The following is a 13,593-nucleotide window of genomic DNA, read 5'->3' as shown; positions in this document are numbered from 1 at the left end:
CAAGGGCGGCGGAGCCCGGACATCATCTTTCAAAACCCAATGTTTTCGCGGCAGAAACGTAGCTTCGGTCCTTGCGGGCCCCTCCCCCCCTCCTATATGAGCCTCAATCATCGCAATATCGCGGATGTTTGATCTTAGGGGGTTTCGGTTCGGGTGCCTTCTGGGCCCAGCCAACCTGCCGCAAAAAGAAGGATATCAGGACCATGGGAAAGGTCATTGGGATCGACCTCGGCACCACGAATTCGTGCGTCGCCGTGATGGATGGCAAGAACGCGAAAGTCATCGAGAATTCCGAAGGCATGCGCACGACGCCTTCGATCGTCGCCGTGACGGATGACGGTGAGCGCCTCGTCGGCCAGCCGGCCAAGCGCCAGGCCGTCACCAATCCCGAGCGTACCTTCTTCGCAGTGAAGCGCCTCATCGGCCGCCGCTACGACGACCCGATGGTCGAGAAGGACAAGAAGCTCGTCCCGTACAAGATCGTGAAAGCCTCCAACGGCGACGCCTGGGTCGAGGCCGACGGCCAGACCTACTCGCCCTCGCAGGTCTCGGCGTTCATCTTGCAGAAGATGAAGGAGACGGCGGAAGCCCATCTCGGTCAGAAGGTCGATCAGGCCGTCATCACCGTTCCCGCCTACTTCAACGACGCCCAGCGCCAGGCGACCAAGGACGCCGGCAAGATCGCGGGCCTCGAAGTGCTGCGCATCATCAACGAGCCGACTGCGGCCGCTCTCGCCTATGGCCTCGACAAGACCAAGGCCGGCACCATCGCCGTGTACGATCTCGGCGGCGGCACCTTCGATATCTCCATTCTCGAAATCGGCGACGGCGTATTCGAGGTGAAGTCGACCAACGGCGACACCTTCCTCGGCGGCGAAGACTTCGACATGCGCCTCGTGGGCTATCTGGCCGACGAGTTCCAGAAGGAGCAGGGCATCAACCTGCGCAACGACAAGCTTGCGTTGCAGCGCCTGAAGGAAGCCGCTGAGAAGGCCAAGATCGAGCTGTCCTCGACGACGCAGACCGAGATCAACCTGCCGTTCATCACGGCGGACCAGACCGGCCCGAAGCATCTGACGATGAAGCTCACCCGCGCCAAGTTCGAGGCGCTGGTCGACGACCTCATCCAGAAGACGGTCGAGCCCTGCCGCAAGGCGCTGAAGGATGCCGGCGTCACCGCCGGCGAGATCGGCGAAGTCGTGCTGGTCGGCGGCATGTCGCGCATGCCGAAGGTCCAGGAGGTCGTGAAGCAGCTGTTCGGCAAGGAGCCGCACAAGGGCGTCAACCCGGACGAAGTCGTGGCGATCGGTGCCGCGATCCAGGCCGGCGTGCTCCAGGGCGACGTCAAGGACGTGCTGCTGCTCGACGTGACCCCGCTGTCGCTGGGCATCGAGACGCTTGGCGGCGTGTTCACCCGCATCATCGACCGCAACACCACGATCCCGACCAAGAAGAGCCAGGTGTTCTCGACGGCTGAAGACAATCAGAATGCCGTCACCATCCGGGTCTTCCAGGGCGAGCGTGAAATGGCGGCCGACAACAAGATGCTCGGCCAGTTCGACCTGATGGGCATCCCACCGGCTCCGCGCGGCATGCCGCAGATCGAGGTGACCTTCGACATCGACGCGAACGGCATCGTCAACGTCTCGGCCAAGGACAAGGCCACGGGCAAGGAGCAGCAGATCCGCATCCAGGCCTCGGGTGGGCTGTCGGAAGCCGACATCGAGAAGATGGTCAAGGACGCCGAGGCCAATGCCGAGGCGGACAAGAAGCGCCGCGAGGCCGTGACCGCCAAGAACGAGGCCGACGGCCTGGTGCATTCGACCGAGAAGGCGCTGGCCGAGCACGGTTCGAAGGTCGCCGAGAGCGAGCGCCGCGCCATCGAGGATGCCGTCAGCGACCTCAAGGAAGCGCTGAAGGGCGACGATGCCGAGGCGATCAAGGCCAAGACGCAGACGCTGGCGCAGGCTTCGATGAAGCTCGGCGAGGCCATGTACAAGCAGCAGGCCGAGGCCGACGCCAAGAAGGATGCGGCCAAGGACGACGTCGTCGATGCGGAGTTCACCGAAGTCGACGACGACAAGAACAACAAGAAGTCCGCCTGAACCCCGAGAGGGTGATGATGCGGACGGCTTGGACCCCACACGCAATGCCGGCCTCCTCCCGCGCGGGGGAGGCCGTCGTGCCGGGGCGGGCGGGCAAGGCGCCCATCATGATCGATCAAGTCCCAGCCGTTATTCCCAGCGCTGCCATGCTGCCCTCTGCCGCAAGGTCGAAGGGCGCTTATATCGCTGCGTGGCAACGTTGTTTCGCCCCAACTTGAATCGCGATTGGATAGACCGAGCTCAGCATGTCCACGTCCACCAAGCGCTGCTATTACGAGACCCTCGAAGTCGAACGTGATGCCGACGAATCCAGGCTGAAATCGTCGTTCCGCAAGCTTGCGATGAAATTCCACCCCGACCGCAATCCCGGGGATGAGACCAGCGAAGTCAAGTTCAAGGAAATCAACGAGGCGTACGAGGTCCTGAAGGACAAGGACAAGCGCGCCGCCTATGACCGTTACGGCCACGCCGCCTTCGAGCAGGGCGGCGGCTTTGGCGGCGGCGCCGGCTTCGGCGCGGGCTTCGCCTCCTCCTTCTCGGACATTTTTGAAGACCTGTTCGGCATGGCCGGACAGCGCGGCCGCGGCGGCCGCGAGCGCGGTGCCGACCTGCGCTACAACATGGAAATCACCCTCGAGGAAGCTTTCGGCGGCAAGACCGCACAGATCGAGATCCCGGTCTCGGTCACCTGCGAGGCCTGTTCGGGCATTGGTGCCAAGGCCGGCACCAAGCCGAAGACCTGCTCGACCTGCGGCGGCGCCGGCCGCGTGCGGCAGTCGCAGGGCTTCTTTACGCTGGAGCGGACCTGTCCCGGCTGCCAGGGGCGCGGCCAGATGATCGAGGACGCCTGCCCGTCCTGCGCGGGCCAGGGCCGGGTTACCCGCGAGCGCACGCTGTCGGTCAACATTCCGCCGGGCGTCGAGGACGGCACACGGATCAGGCTCGCCGGCGAGGGCGAGGCCGGCGTCCGCGGCGGACCGCCCGGCGACCTCTACATCTTCCTGTCGCTGGCCCAGCACCAGTTCTTCCAACGCGACGGCGCCGATCTGCATTGCCGCGTGCCGATCTCGATGGTGACGGCCGCGCTCGGCGGCGAATTCGAGGTGCCGACGATCGAGAAGGCCAAGACCAAGGTGAAGGTGCCCGCCGGAACCCAGTCGGGCCGCCGATTCCGCATTGCATCAAAGGGTATGCCGGTGCTGCGCTCGCGCCAGATGGGCGACATGTATGTCCAGGTCGTGGTCGAGACCCCGCAGAATCTCACCAAGAAGCAGCAGGAATTGCTGGCCGAGTTCGACAAGCTCTCCTCCGGCAACACCCAGCCGGAATCCGAGGGTTTCTTCGCCAAGGTCAAGGACTTCTTCGGTAATCGGGCGAGTTGACTCGTCTTGACCGTACCGCCTTCGGCCTATACGTCTTTATGACCATTTTCTGACACGCCGCGGTCCCGCGGTCCCGTCCGGTCCCAACATGCCATTGCCATCGTCCGCGCGTGCGTTGAAGAAGCCTCGACTCGATGACGAGGTGCGCTTTCTCAGGTCGTGGATCGAAAAGCCACTGCACATGGGCGCGGTCATGCCGTCAGGCAAGCTGCTGGCGCGGACCATGGCTCATTACGTCGATGTCGATTCGGACGCACCGGTGGTCGAGCTCGGACCCGGCACCGGCGCCATCACCTCCGCGCTGATCGAGCGCGGTGTCGACCAGAAACGTCTCGTCCTCGTCGAGTACAATCCCGGCTTCTGCGCGCTGCTGCGCGACCGCTACCCACAAGCCAAGGTGGTGCAGGGCGATGCCTATCGCCTCCGCGACACGCTCTGGAATGTCTTGAGTGCGCCGGCCAGCGCGGTCGTCTCGGGCCTGCCGCTCGTCACAAAACCGATGCTGACGCGGCTGCGGCTCATCCGCGACGCCTTCACCGCGCTCGCGCCCGGCGCGCCCTTCATCCAGTTCACCTATGCGGTGGTGCCGCCGATCCCGAAATCGCTGCACGGCGTGTCCACAGAGGCTTCGGAACGGATCTGGATGAACCTTCCGCCGGCCCGCGTCTGGGTGTATCGCAAGGATTAATTCCGCCGGCTCCTCCTTTTGCGCGGCGGGCCCGTTTCGCCGAACGCATGGGATTGGATGTCCGCGCCCAAAATCCTGATCATTCCCGGCTCGCTGCGCACCGGCTCGCACAATGCGAAGCTCGCAGCGGTCGCCGCGTATGAATTCGCTCAGGCCGGCGTCGACGTCACCCGCATCTCGCTGGCCGATTTTCCGCTGCCGATCTATGACGGCGATCTCCAGGCCAAATCCGGCGTGCCCAAGCACGCCATCAATCTCAAGCGTATGATCGGCGCCCATCACGGCATCCTCATCGTCTCGCCCGAATACAACGCCTCGGTGCCGCCGCTGCTCAAGAACGCGATCGACTGGGTCAGCCGCGTGCACGAGCTGCACGAGGCGCGCGGCGAGGTGTTCCGCAACCGCGTCTTCGCGCTCGCCGGCGCCTCGCAGAGCCGGCTTGGTGCGGCCCGCGCGCTCCAGGCCTTGCGGCTGATCCTCTCCTCGTGCCACGCCAATGTGATTGCCAGCCAGCTCACGCTCGCCTTTGCCGACCAGGCCTATGACGATATGGACAGGCTGAAGAATGAGGGCGATATCGCCGCGTTGAAGGAGCTGGTAGCGCAGTTGATCGACGTTTCCCAACGCATGATGTGAGGTGACATGACGCCAGCCGAGATCGCCCCCAAGGACCGCCTGATCGTTCCGCTCGATGTGTCGAGCCCGGAGGCTGCGGAGGCGATGGTCGCAAGGCTCGGCGACAGCGTCACGTTCTACAAGATCGGCTATCAGCTCGCCTATGCCGGCGGCCTGCCGCTGATCGGCAAGCTCGCCGGCGAGGGCAAGAAAGTGTTTGCCGATCTCAAGATGCACGACATCGGCAACACCGTGATGCGCGGTGTCGAGAGTGTCGCCAGGCTGGGGGCGACCTTCCTTACCGTCCACGCCTATCCGCAGACCATGAAGGCGGCGGTCGAAGGGCGTGGCGGATCGAGCTTGAAGATTCTCGCGGTCACGGTGCTGACCTCATACAATGACGACGACCTGCACGCGGCCGGATATCGGCTCGGCGTCTCCGATCTGGTCGAAGCGCGCGCACAGCAGGCACAGGTGCTCGGCATCGATGGACTCGTCTGCTCGCCGGAAGAGGTGGGGGCCTTGCGCAAGATCGTCGGCCATCAGATGAGCCTCGTCACGCCCGGCATCCGTCCGGCGGGCGCACCGACCGGCGACCAGAAGCGCGTCATGACGCCGGGTCGTGCGATCGCGGCGGGCGCCGACTATCTCGTCGTCGGACGGCCGATCCTCGAGGCCTCCGATCCCAAGGCGGCCGCCGACGCAATCCAGGCCGAGATCGTGCAAGCGCTCGGCTGATCACCAAGGGAGAAGAGCAATGGCAAAGGGCTACTGGATCGGGCGCGTCGACGTGAGCAGTGACGAGGGCTACAAGCCCTACGCCGTCGCCAACGGTCCGATCTTCAGGAAATGGGGCGGCCGCTTCGTCGTCCGCGCCGGCAAGTTCACCACCGTCGAAGGCGCCAGCCGCACCCGCAACGTCGTGATCGAATTCCCGGACTACGAGACCGCGCTCGCCTGTTACAACTCGCCGGAATATCAGGCCAACATCAAGGTGCGCCAGCCGCACTCGGTCGCCGACCTCATCATCATCGAGGGCTATGACGGCCCGCAGCCACAGGACGGCTGAGGCCCTCTCGGGCCTGCATGGTTCGAGACGTCCGCTCGCGCGGGCTCCTCACCATGAGGGTCTGATGTCTCGCCGCGAAACGAGACCTCATCTTGAGGGCCCGCCGGAGGCGGGCGTCTCGAAGGATGGCCGCAGGCGACCTGCCTGCCTCCCTCGGTTGCCGGAACTGCATCCCCCCGCTACAACGGCGGCTCAGAGGATCACACCATGTCCGACATGCGCTTGATTGTTGCAGGAGCCGGCGGCCGGATGGGCCGGGCGCTGACGCGGGCGATTGCCGAGAGCAAGGGCGCCGTGCTGGCGGGCGCGCTGGAAGCGCCGGGCTCGGAGCTGCTCGGCAAGGATGCCGGCGTGCTCGCAGGCCTGCCGGCCAATGGCATCAAGCTGTCCGCCGATCTCTGGGCGATGTCGAGGGATGCCGACGGCATCCTCGATTTCACCGTCCCGGCGGCGACCATCGCCAATGTCGCGATCGCCGCCGAGCGCGGCATCGTCCACGTCATCGGCACGACCGGACTGTCCGGTTCCGACAACGCCGTGATCAAGAGCGTCACCAATCGCGCCGTCGTGGTGCAGTCAGGCAATATGAGCCTCGGCGTCAACCTGCTCGCCGCCGTGGTCAAGCGTGTCGCCAAGGCGCTCGACCAGAGCTTCGACATCGAGATCGTCGAAACCCATCATCGCATGAAGGTCGACGCGCCTTCGGGCACGGCGCTGATGCTGGGCCAGGCCGCAGCCAGCGGCCGCGGCGTCACCCTCGATGACCATTCCGAGCGCGGGCGCGACGGCATCACCGGCGCGCGCCGGCCGGGCAATATCGGCTTCGCCTCGTTGCGCGGCGGCACCGTCGCCGGCGACCACAGCGTCACCTTCCTCGGCCCGTTCGAGCGCCTGACGCTGTCGCATCAGGCCGAGGACCGCATGCTGTTCGCCCACGGCGCGCTGAAGGCGGCGCTGTGGGCGCATGGCAAGGCGCCGGGGCATTACTCGATGGCCGACGTGCTCGGCCTCGCCGATTTCTGATTGAACAAACGGAAAGCAGTCAATGAGTGAACGTCTTCTCGTGCTCGTGCGTCACGGCCAGAGCGAATGGAATCTGAAGAACCTGTTCACCGGCTGGAAGGATCCCGATCTCACCGAGCTCGGCGTGAAGGAAGCCACGGAAGCCGGCCGCAAGCTGAAGGCGCAGGGCCTCGTGTTCGACGTCGCCTTCACCTCGGTGCTGACGCGCGCGCAGCACACGCTCGACATCATCCTCGGCGAGCTCGGCCAGAGCGGTCTGCCGACCTCGAAGAACCTCGCGTTGAACGAGCGCGATTACGGCGATCTCTCCGGCCTCAACAAGGATGATGCGCGCAAGAAATGGGGCGAGGAGCAGGTGCTGATCTGGCGCCGCTCCTACGACGTGCCACCGCCCGGCGGCGAAAGCCTGAAGGACACGCTCGCGCGCGCACTGCCCTATTACGTGCAGGAGATACTGCCCGGCGTGCTCAACGGCAAACGCACCCTGGTTGCCGCTCACGGCAATTCGCTGCGCGCGCTGATCATGGTGCTGGAGAAGCTCTCGCCCGAGGGCATCCTGAAGCGCGAGCTTGCCACCGGTGTGCCGATCATCTACCGGCTCAATGCGGATTCGACGGTGGCCTCGAAGCTGGATCTGGCGGGCTGAGTTTCGCCACATATGCGGCGCCGTAGGGTGGGCAAAGCGAAGCGTGCCCACCACGCATCAACGAATTCGGAAAGATGGTGGGCACGGCGCTGTGCGCCTTTGCCCGCTCTACCGCAGTGTGCTTGCAGCGCCTACTGCATCCCCAGCTGTCCGGCTTCCCAGCCCAGCATCGCCTGCTTGCGGGTGATGCCCCAATGATAGCCGGTGAGCGTGCCGCTCTTGCCGAGCGCGCGGTGGCAGGGCACGACGAAGGAGACCGGGTTCTTGCCGACGGCGGCGCCGACGGCGCGCGAGGCCTTGGGGCTGTTGATGTTGCAGGCGATGTCGGAATAGGACACCGCGCGTCCCATCGGAATCTTCAGCAGCGTCTCCCACACCCGCACCTCGAAATCGGTGCCGATCAGCACCACGCGCAGCGGCTGGTCCGGCCGCCACAGCTTCGGGTCGAAGACACGCGCTGCGAGCGGCGCGGTGCCTTCGTGATCTTCCACATAGGTAGCGTTCGGCCAGCGCCGCGTCATGTCGGCGAGTGCGATCTTCTCTTCGCCGTGATCGGCGAAGGCAAGTCCTGACAGGCCGCGATCGGTGGCGATCACGATCGCGGTGCCGAACGGCGAGGAATGGAAGCCGTAGCGCAGGGTAAGGCCGGCGCCGCCGTTCTTCCATTCGCCCGGCGACATCGCTTCGTGGGTGACGAAGAGATCGTGCAGCCGGCCGGGGCCCGACAGGCCGGAGTCGAGCGCCGCGTCAAGGATGCTGGCGGAATCCCTGAGCAGGTTCTTGGCGTGGTCGAGGGTGAGCGCCTGCATGAAGGCCTTCGGTGTGATCGAAGCCCAGCGGCGGAACAGATGGTGCAGCTCGTCCGGCGTGACGCTGGCGGCATCCGCCATCGCCTCGATGGTCGGCTGCGCGCGCCAGTTCGCCGAGATGAAGGCGATCGCCCGGCGCACCGAATCATAGTCGCGCAACGCGGCGTTGTGGGTGCCCGGCTTGGCCAGGCGCTGGTCATGGATCGCGAGGGTCATCATGGCCGGAATGTAGGAGAAGGGCTGGCTCGAAACCACCCGATTCCCGACTGTGCTCAGGTCACCGGATTGTAGGTCGGCCCACGCCGCGCGGCGTTGAGGGCCCCGACCAAGCCATTATAAAAGCTTGCCTTTTCTTCCGGTCCGAGAAAACCGGCGATGCGCAGCCGGCGGCCGCGCGAGATCAGATAGAGGTGCTCGATGCCGTATTCCTCGTCGACCTCCTGGTCGAGCCGGACCCAGAGTGGATTGAAGGTCCATTCGGCAACCTGGCCACGATGGCTGACGCGCCGCACGCGCAGTTCCGATGGCGTCACCACGATCTCCTCGCTGGCCCGCGCCGCGCGGAAATTGACCTTGAAGGCCCACCAGATCACCAGCACGTCGAGACCGAAAAAGCCGAACACCGGCCAGGCGCCCATCATCAGGAAGGCGAGGCCGGTGACGAAGCTGACGACGCTCAGGAACAGCATCACGGCGAGAAAGCCTGTGCGGTTCAGCGAGCGGTGTGGCGTCAGCAGCGCGGAGAAGATCTGAGGCTCGTCCTCGCTTTCAGATCGCGCGCGCTCAATTTCGTTGCCTGTGCTCATCGTCCCTCAGTATATCCCGATCATGGCGAAAATCACCCGCAAGCCGGCCCCGCGTAAAGCGGCGGTGCCGAAGAAAAAGGCAAAGCCGGTCGCGGCCAAACCGAAAGCGCCCGCCAAGAAATCGCTCAGAGCCGCAAGACCCTGGACGCCGGCCGAGGTCCGCGAGGTCTTCAGCCGTTTCCGCAAGGCCAATCCGGAGCCGAAGGGCGAGCTCGAGCACGTCAATCCGTTCACGCTGCTGGTTGCCGTGGTGCTATCGGCGCAAGCGACCGACGCGGGCGTCAACAAGGCGACGCGCGCATTGTTCGAGGTCGCCGACACCCCGCAGAAGATGCTCGAGCTCGGCGAGGAGCGCCTGCGCGAGTACATCAAGACCATCGGCCTCTACCGCACCAAGGCGAAGAACGTGATCGCGCTGTCGGCGAAGCTGCTCAGCGAATTCGGCGGCCAAGTGCCGCGCACGCGTGCCGAGATCGAATCGCTGCCCGGCGCCGGGCGCAAGACCGCGAACGTCGTGCTCAACATGGCCTTCGGCGAGCACACCATGGCGGTCGACACGCATGTCTTCCGCGTCGGCAACCGCACCGGACTTGCGCCCGGCAAGACGCCTCTCGAGGTCGAGCTCGGTCTCGAAAAGGTCATCCCGGCAGAATTCATGCTGCATGCCCATCATTGGCTGATCCTGCACGGGCGCTATACTTGCCTCGCGCGCAAGCCGCGCTGCGAGGTGTGCCTGATCAACGATCTTTGCCGGTGGCCGGAGAAGACGGTGTGAGATCGCGGTGAGTTCGTTTGAGGTTAAGTCGTGAGTCAACAAGAGCAAGTTCCATCGTCGCCTCCCGCCGCAGCGCCTGCCCCACCACCGAAGCCGACGCAGCGGCCGGCCACGCCGCTCTGGAGCCGGCTCGCGATCCCGCTGTTTGCGGTCATCGTCGCGCTCGCCTTCGTCGCGCTGGCAACGCTGCGCTTCGACGAATGGGTTGGCAACGCCGTGGTCCAGACCACCAATGACGCCTATGTGCGCGCCGATCTGACGCGGCTTTCGAGCCGCGTCTCGGGCGAAGTCCTCAGCGTGGGGGTCACCGATTTCCAGCGCGTCAAGGCCGGCGACCTCCTGATCCAGATCGATCCCGCCGATTACGAGGCGCAAGTCGCGCAGGCCGAAGCTGCGGTCGCCGCGGCGCAAGCCGCGCTCGACAATCTCGCCAACCAGATCGAGCTGCAATATGCGACGATCGCGCAGGCGCAGGCCGCGCGGTTGTCTGCAGAGGCCATGGAGGTCGAGGCACGGCAGGAGCAGGAGCGTCAGCAATCGCTGTCGCAGAGCGAGTCCGGCACGCGCCAGCGCCTCGAGCAGGCGGTGGCCGCCTACGCCAAGGCACAGGCCGACGTGCGCGCGAGCCGCGCCGTGATCGCGGCCCAGCAGCATCAGCTCGAGGTCCTGCAAGGTACCAGGAAGCAGCGCGCGGCCGATGTCGAGGCGGCCAAGGCGACGCTGGCGGGTACGAAGCTCAAGCTTGGTTACACGAGGATCACCGCGCCGTTCGACGGCGTTGTCGGCGAGCGCCAGGTGCAGCCCGGCGATTACGTCAATATCGGCACCAACCTCATCAACGTGGTGCCGCTGCCCAAGGTCTATGTGATCGCGAACTACAAGGAGACCCAGCTCACGCACGTGGCACCGGGCCAGCCGGTCGAGATCACCGTCGATAGTTTCCCGCGCGAGAAGCTGCGCGGCCGGGTCGAGCGCATTGCGCCGGCGACGGGTGCACAGGTGGCGCTGCTGCCGCCCGACAACGCAACAGGCAATTTCACAAAGGTGGTGCAGCGCATTCCCGTACGCATTCAGTTCGATGACGGCCAACCGCTGCTGGCGCGGCTGGTGCCGGGCATGTCGGTGGTCACCAGCATCGATACGAAGGCCGCGAATGGCCGAAAATGACGATGCCAGCCGCGAACCGCTCTCGCGCGGCGGCGTCGCGCCGCAGCCCCTGTTCGCCGTCGCGGCGGTGCTGCTCGGCTCGTTCCTTGCCAATTTCGACAGCCGGCTGACCACGGTCGGCCTGCCGGACCTGCGCGGCGCATTCTCGCTCGGCTTCGACGAGGGCGCCTGGCTCTCGACCGCCGGCATTGGCTCGCAGATCTTCATCGCGCCTGCGGTGGCCTGGCTCGCCACGGTGTTCGGCCTGCGCCGCGTGCTCGGCATCCCCAGCCTCGTCTATGCCGCCGTCTCGTTCATCATTCCGTTCGTGCACGACTATCCGACATTGCTCGCGCTCAGCGTCGTGCATGGTCTCCTGCTCGGCACCTTCGTGCCGGCGACGCTGATGATCGTGTTCCGCAATCTGCCGATCCGCTGGTGGCTGCCGGCGATCTCGATCTATTCGATCCGCGTCGGCTTCGCGTTGGATACCTCGACCTCGCTGGTCGGCTTCTATGTCGACCATCTCGGCTGGCAATGGCTGTACTGGCAGGGCGTGGTGATCGCGCCCTTGATGGGCCTGATGGTCTATCTCGGCACGCCGAACGAGCCGGTGAACCGCGCGCTGCTGCGCGAGGCCGATTGGGGCGGCATGCTGCTGCTCGGCGCCTCGGTGTCGATGATCTATGCGGGACTTGACCAGGGCAACCGGCTGGACTGGCTCGGCTCCGGCACGGTGATGGCACTGCTCGCAGCGGGCGCGGTGCTGTTTCTGGTCTTCCTCGTCAACGAGTCCCTGGTGCGGCAGCCCTGGGCGCATGTGAACGTGCTGTTCTCGCGCAACATCGGCCTGGGACTGGTGCTGATCCTGCTCTACACGCTGACGAGCCTGTCCAATGCGTCGCTGGTGCCGAACTTCCTCGCCACCATCGCGCTGCTCAGGCCGGAGCAGAGTGGCCTGCTGCTGCTCACCTGTGGCGCGTTGCCGATGTTCGTGCTGGTGCCGGTCTCGATCTGGCTGCTGAGGCATTTCGATACGCGGACGGTGGTCGTCGTGGGCTTTGCCTGCTTCGCCGCGGCCAATCTCTGGGGGACCCGGCTCAGCCACGATTGGGCGCGCGAGGACTTCGCCGGCATCGTGCTGCTCCAGGCGATCGGGCAGTCGCTGACCCTGCTGCCGTTGATCATCACGCTGCTCTCCAACTCCGATCCCAGCCGCGCCACCTCCTTTGCCGCCTATATCCAGATCATGCGTCTCGGCGGTGCCGAGATCGGCGTGGCGCTGATGGGCACCTGGCTGCGCGTGCGCGAGCAGGTCCATTCGTTCTATCTCGGCCAGAACCTTGCGGTCGGCGATGTCGATGTCGTGCAGAGGCTGAAGCAGCTCGCCGATCACTTCGCCGCCCATGGCACAGGATCGGCGCAGACGCGCGCGGTCGGCACGCTCGCGGGCATCGTGCAGCGCGAGGCCAATGTGCTCGCCTATATCGACGGCTTCTGGCTGTGCTTCTGGCTCGCGGTGATCGCACTCGGCGTCGTCGCGCTGGTCACCCGCGCGCCGACGGGTCCCTTCACGCCGGCGCCGTTCGGCTTCGCCAGGATGCTGCTGCGAAAGTGTGGTGTGCGGGCCGCCTGAATGCGGTGACGGTTGGTTCGTTCGCTCGCGCCACGGGGGCGGTCATCTCTCCCGCAAGCTTGCGGGAGAAGGTGCGCACAATCACCGTACCTGCCGCGCCGGCTCGATCAGCTCGGGCCGCGGGCCTGACAGGCGCTTGTGCATGTGGACCATGAAGGCCATGGCGAAGATCGGCGTCGCCAGATTGACGATCGGGATCGAGACGAAGGCGGCGATGAAGAGCCCGGCGGTGAAGATGGTGGCGGCGTTGTCACGCCGCATCGCCTTGGCTTCCTCCGGCGGGCGGAAGCGCATCGCCGCGAGCTCGAAATATTCGCGGCCAAGCAGCCAGGCCGCGGCGAGGAAGAAGATCAGGAATCCGGCGCCGGCGAACAACACCAGCGGCAAGGCGGCGAGGTAGACCAGGATCGTCAAGAGGGCGGTCTTGATGCCCTCGAGGATCGCCTGGCTGAACGGCAGCGCCACGCCGGGCCGCTCGGCCGGATAATGCTCGCGCTCGACGATGTCGGCGACGTCGTCGACGAACAGGCTCGCCACCAGCGAGGTGATCGCGGGCATCAGGAAGATGCCGCCGAACACGACGCCCAGGCCCGCCGCGATCGAGACGATCCACGACAGGACTTCGATCGATGAATGCCAGCCCGGTCCGAGCAGGCCTTCCAGCCAGACCTCGCCATTGGTCGCAAACCAGCTGAGGAGCCGCTGCAGGCCGATCGCCAGCACGGTGATCAGCACCAGCGCCAAGCCGACCGATCGCCACAGGATCGAGCGCATCGGCGGCGAGATCATTTGCGACAGCGCCTTGATGGCGGCATCCAGCATGGGAGATCCTCTCAGGTCAACACTTCGCGAGAGGTAGACACCCGAGGTGGCTTCGGCAAGGGCGGCCGGCT

The 13,593-nt window shown here is 65.5% G+C and carries 14 protein-coding genes; 11 read left to right on the top strand and 3 right to left on the bottom strand.

Annotated elements, in window-relative coordinates:
- The first annotated feature begins 203 nt into the window (after positions 1–203).
- The 8 genes from dnaK to FJV43_RS16640 all read left to right on the top strand — a co-directional run bounded on the left by dnaK (position 204) and on the right by FJV43_RS16640 (position 7,528).
- Complete coding sequence (gene dnaK, locus FJV43_RS16675) at positions 204–2,105, top strand: molecular chaperone DnaK (RefSeq protein WP_025033017.1); 1,902 nt, start codon at positions 204–206, stop codon at positions 2,103–2,105.
- Positions 2,106–2,350: 245 nt separating this feature from the next.
- Entirely contained in the window at positions 2,351–3,487 is a 1,137-nt protein-coding gene (gene dnaJ / locus FJV43_RS16670) for a molecular chaperone DnaJ (protein ID WP_028178942.1), read from the top strand.
- An 88-nt stretch (positions 3,488–3,575) separates the two neighbouring features.
- Positions 3,576–4,175 (top strand): rRNA adenine N-6-methyltransferase family protein, encoded by a 600-nt coding sequence (locus FJV43_RS16665; protein WP_028178941.1) that lies wholly within the window; start codon positions 3,576–3,578, stop codon positions 4,173–4,175.
- A gap of 57 nt (positions 4,176–4,232) precedes the next feature.
- Entirely contained in the window at positions 4,233–4,811 is a 579-nt protein-coding gene (locus FJV43_RS16660) for an NAD(P)H-dependent oxidoreductase (RefSeq protein ID WP_239628596.1), read from the top strand.
- 6 nt (positions 4,812–4,817) lie between these two features.
- A complete protein-coding gene (gene pyrF, locus FJV43_RS16655; protein WP_239628595.1) occupies positions 4,818–5,528 on the top strand; it encodes an orotidine-5'-phosphate decarboxylase in 711 nt (236 codons plus the stop codon).
- Between the two features lie 19 nt (positions 5,529–5,547).
- On the top strand, positions 5,548–5,859 hold the full coding sequence (locus FJV43_RS16650) for a DUF1330 domain-containing protein (protein ID WP_239628593.1): 312 nt from the start codon (positions 5,548–5,550) through the stop codon (positions 5,857–5,859).
- Between the two features lie 207 nt (positions 5,860–6,066).
- Positions 6,067–6,882: a 4-hydroxy-tetrahydrodipicolinate reductase gene (gene dapB / locus FJV43_RS16645; protein WP_239628591.1), complete on the top strand. Its 816-nt coding sequence runs from the start codon at positions 6,067–6,069 to the stop codon at positions 6,880–6,882.
- A 22-nt stretch (positions 6,883–6,904) separates the two neighbouring features.
- A complete protein-coding gene (locus FJV43_RS16640) occupies positions 6,905–7,528 on the top strand; it encodes a 2,3-bisphosphoglycerate-dependent phosphoglycerate mutase (protein ID WP_239628590.1) in 624 nt (207 codons plus the stop codon).
- 131 nt (positions 7,529–7,659) lie between these two features.
- On the opposite strand, the gene FJV43_RS16635 is transcribed toward FJV43_RS16640, so the two are convergent.
- Positions 7,660–8,556 carry a bifunctional helix-turn-helix domain-containing protein/methylated-DNA--[protein]-cysteine S-methyltransferase gene (locus tag FJV43_RS16635; RefSeq protein WP_239629440.1) on the bottom strand — a complete coding sequence of 299 codons (897 nt, stop codon included), beginning with the start codon at positions 8,554–8,556 and terminating at the stop codon, positions 7,660–7,662.
- 53 nt (positions 8,557–8,609) lie between these two features.
- Complete coding sequence (locus FJV43_RS16630) at positions 8,610–9,143, bottom strand: DUF2244 domain-containing protein (RefSeq protein WP_239628588.1); 534 nt, start codon at positions 9,141–9,143, stop codon at positions 8,610–8,612.
- A gap of 22 nt (positions 9,144–9,165) precedes the next feature.
- On the opposite strand from FJV43_RS16630, the gene nth reads away from it, so the two are divergent.
- From nth to FJV43_RS16615, 3 genes are read left to right on the top strand one after another with little or no spacing between them, the layout of a single operon-like run.
- On the top strand, positions 9,166–9,918 hold the full coding sequence (gene nth, locus FJV43_RS16625; protein WP_239628586.1) for an endonuclease III: 753 nt from the start codon (positions 9,166–9,168) through the stop codon (positions 9,916–9,918).
- Positions 9,919–9,948: 30 nt separating this feature from the next.
- Complete coding sequence (locus FJV43_RS16620) at positions 9,949–11,085, top strand: HlyD family secretion protein (protein ID WP_239628584.1); 1,137 nt, start codon at positions 9,949–9,951, stop codon at positions 11,083–11,085.
- Positions 11,072–12,700 (top strand): MFS transporter, encoded by a 1,629-nt coding sequence (locus FJV43_RS16615; protein WP_239628582.1) that lies wholly within the window; start codon positions 11,072–11,074, stop codon positions 12,698–12,700. The genes FJV43_RS16620 and FJV43_RS16615 overlap by 14 nt, the downstream gene beginning before the upstream one ends.
- Before the next feature lie 81 nt (positions 12,701–12,781).
- On the opposite strand, the gene FJV43_RS16610 is transcribed toward FJV43_RS16615, so the two are convergent.
- Positions 12,782–13,522, bottom strand: coding sequence for a sulfate transporter family protein (locus FJV43_RS16610; RefSeq protein ID WP_239628581.1), 741 nt, complete (start codon positions 13,520–13,522; stop codon positions 12,782–12,784).
- Positions 13,523–13,593: the final 71 nt, after the last annotated feature.

The organism is Bradyrhizobium sp. I71 (genome assembly GCF_022354745.1).
In the GTDB taxonomy this organism is placed as follows: domain Bacteria; phylum Pseudomonadota; class Alphaproteobacteria; order Rhizobiales; family Xanthobacteraceae; genus Bradyrhizobium; species Bradyrhizobium liaoningense.
This window is presented reverse-complemented; position numbering and strand designations above follow the sequence as displayed.

Bases quoted from the DNA above. Each gene is read 5' to 3' on its own strand.
- FJV43_RS16660 (WP_239628596.1), top strand. From the start codon at position 4,233: ATGTCCGCGCCCAAAATCCTGATCATTCCCGGCTCGCTGCGCACCGGC.
- FJV43_RS16635 (WP_239629440.1), bottom strand. From the start codon at position 8,556: ATGATGACCCTCGCGATCCATGACCAGCGCCTGGCCAAGCCGGGCACC.
- pyrF (WP_239628595.1), top strand. From the start codon at position 4,818: ATGACGCCAGCCGAGATCGCCCCCAAGGACCGCCTGATCGTTCCGCTC.
- FJV43_RS16650 (WP_239628593.1), top strand. From the start codon at position 5,548: ATGGCAAAGGGCTACTGGATCGGGCGCGTCGACGTGAGCAGTGACGAG.
- FJV43_RS16665 (WP_028178941.1), top strand. From the start codon at position 3,576: ATGCCATTGCCATCGTCCGCGCGTGCGTTGAAGAAGCCTCGACTCGAT.
- FJV43_RS16610 (WP_239628581.1), bottom strand. From the start codon at position 13,522: ATGCTGGATGCCGCCATCAAGGCGCTGTCGCAAATGATCTCGCCGCCG.
- dnaJ (WP_028178942.1), top strand. From the start codon at position 2,351: ATGTCCACGTCCACCAAGCGCTGCTATTACGAGACCCTCGAAGTCGAA.
- nth (WP_239628586.1), top strand. From the start codon at position 9,166: ATGGCGAAAATCACCCGCAAGCCGGCCCCGCGTAAAGCGGCGGTGCCG.
- dnaK (WP_025033017.1), top strand. From the start codon at position 204: ATGGGAAAGGTCATTGGGATCGACCTCGGCACCACGAATTCGTGCGTC.
- FJV43_RS16630 (WP_239628588.1), bottom strand. From the start codon at position 9,143: ATGAGCACAGGCAACGAAATTGAGCGCGCGCGATCTGAAAGCGAGGAC.
- dapB (WP_239628591.1), top strand. From the start codon at position 6,067: ATGTCCGACATGCGCTTGATTGTTGCAGGAGCCGGCGGCCGGATGGGC.
- FJV43_RS16615 (WP_239628582.1), top strand. From the start codon at position 11,072: ATGGCCGAAAATGACGATGCCAGCCGCGAACCGCTCTCGCGCGGCGGC.
- FJV43_RS16640 (WP_239628590.1), top strand. From the start codon at position 6,905: ATGAGTGAACGTCTTCTCGTGCTCGTGCGTCACGGCCAGAGCGAATGG.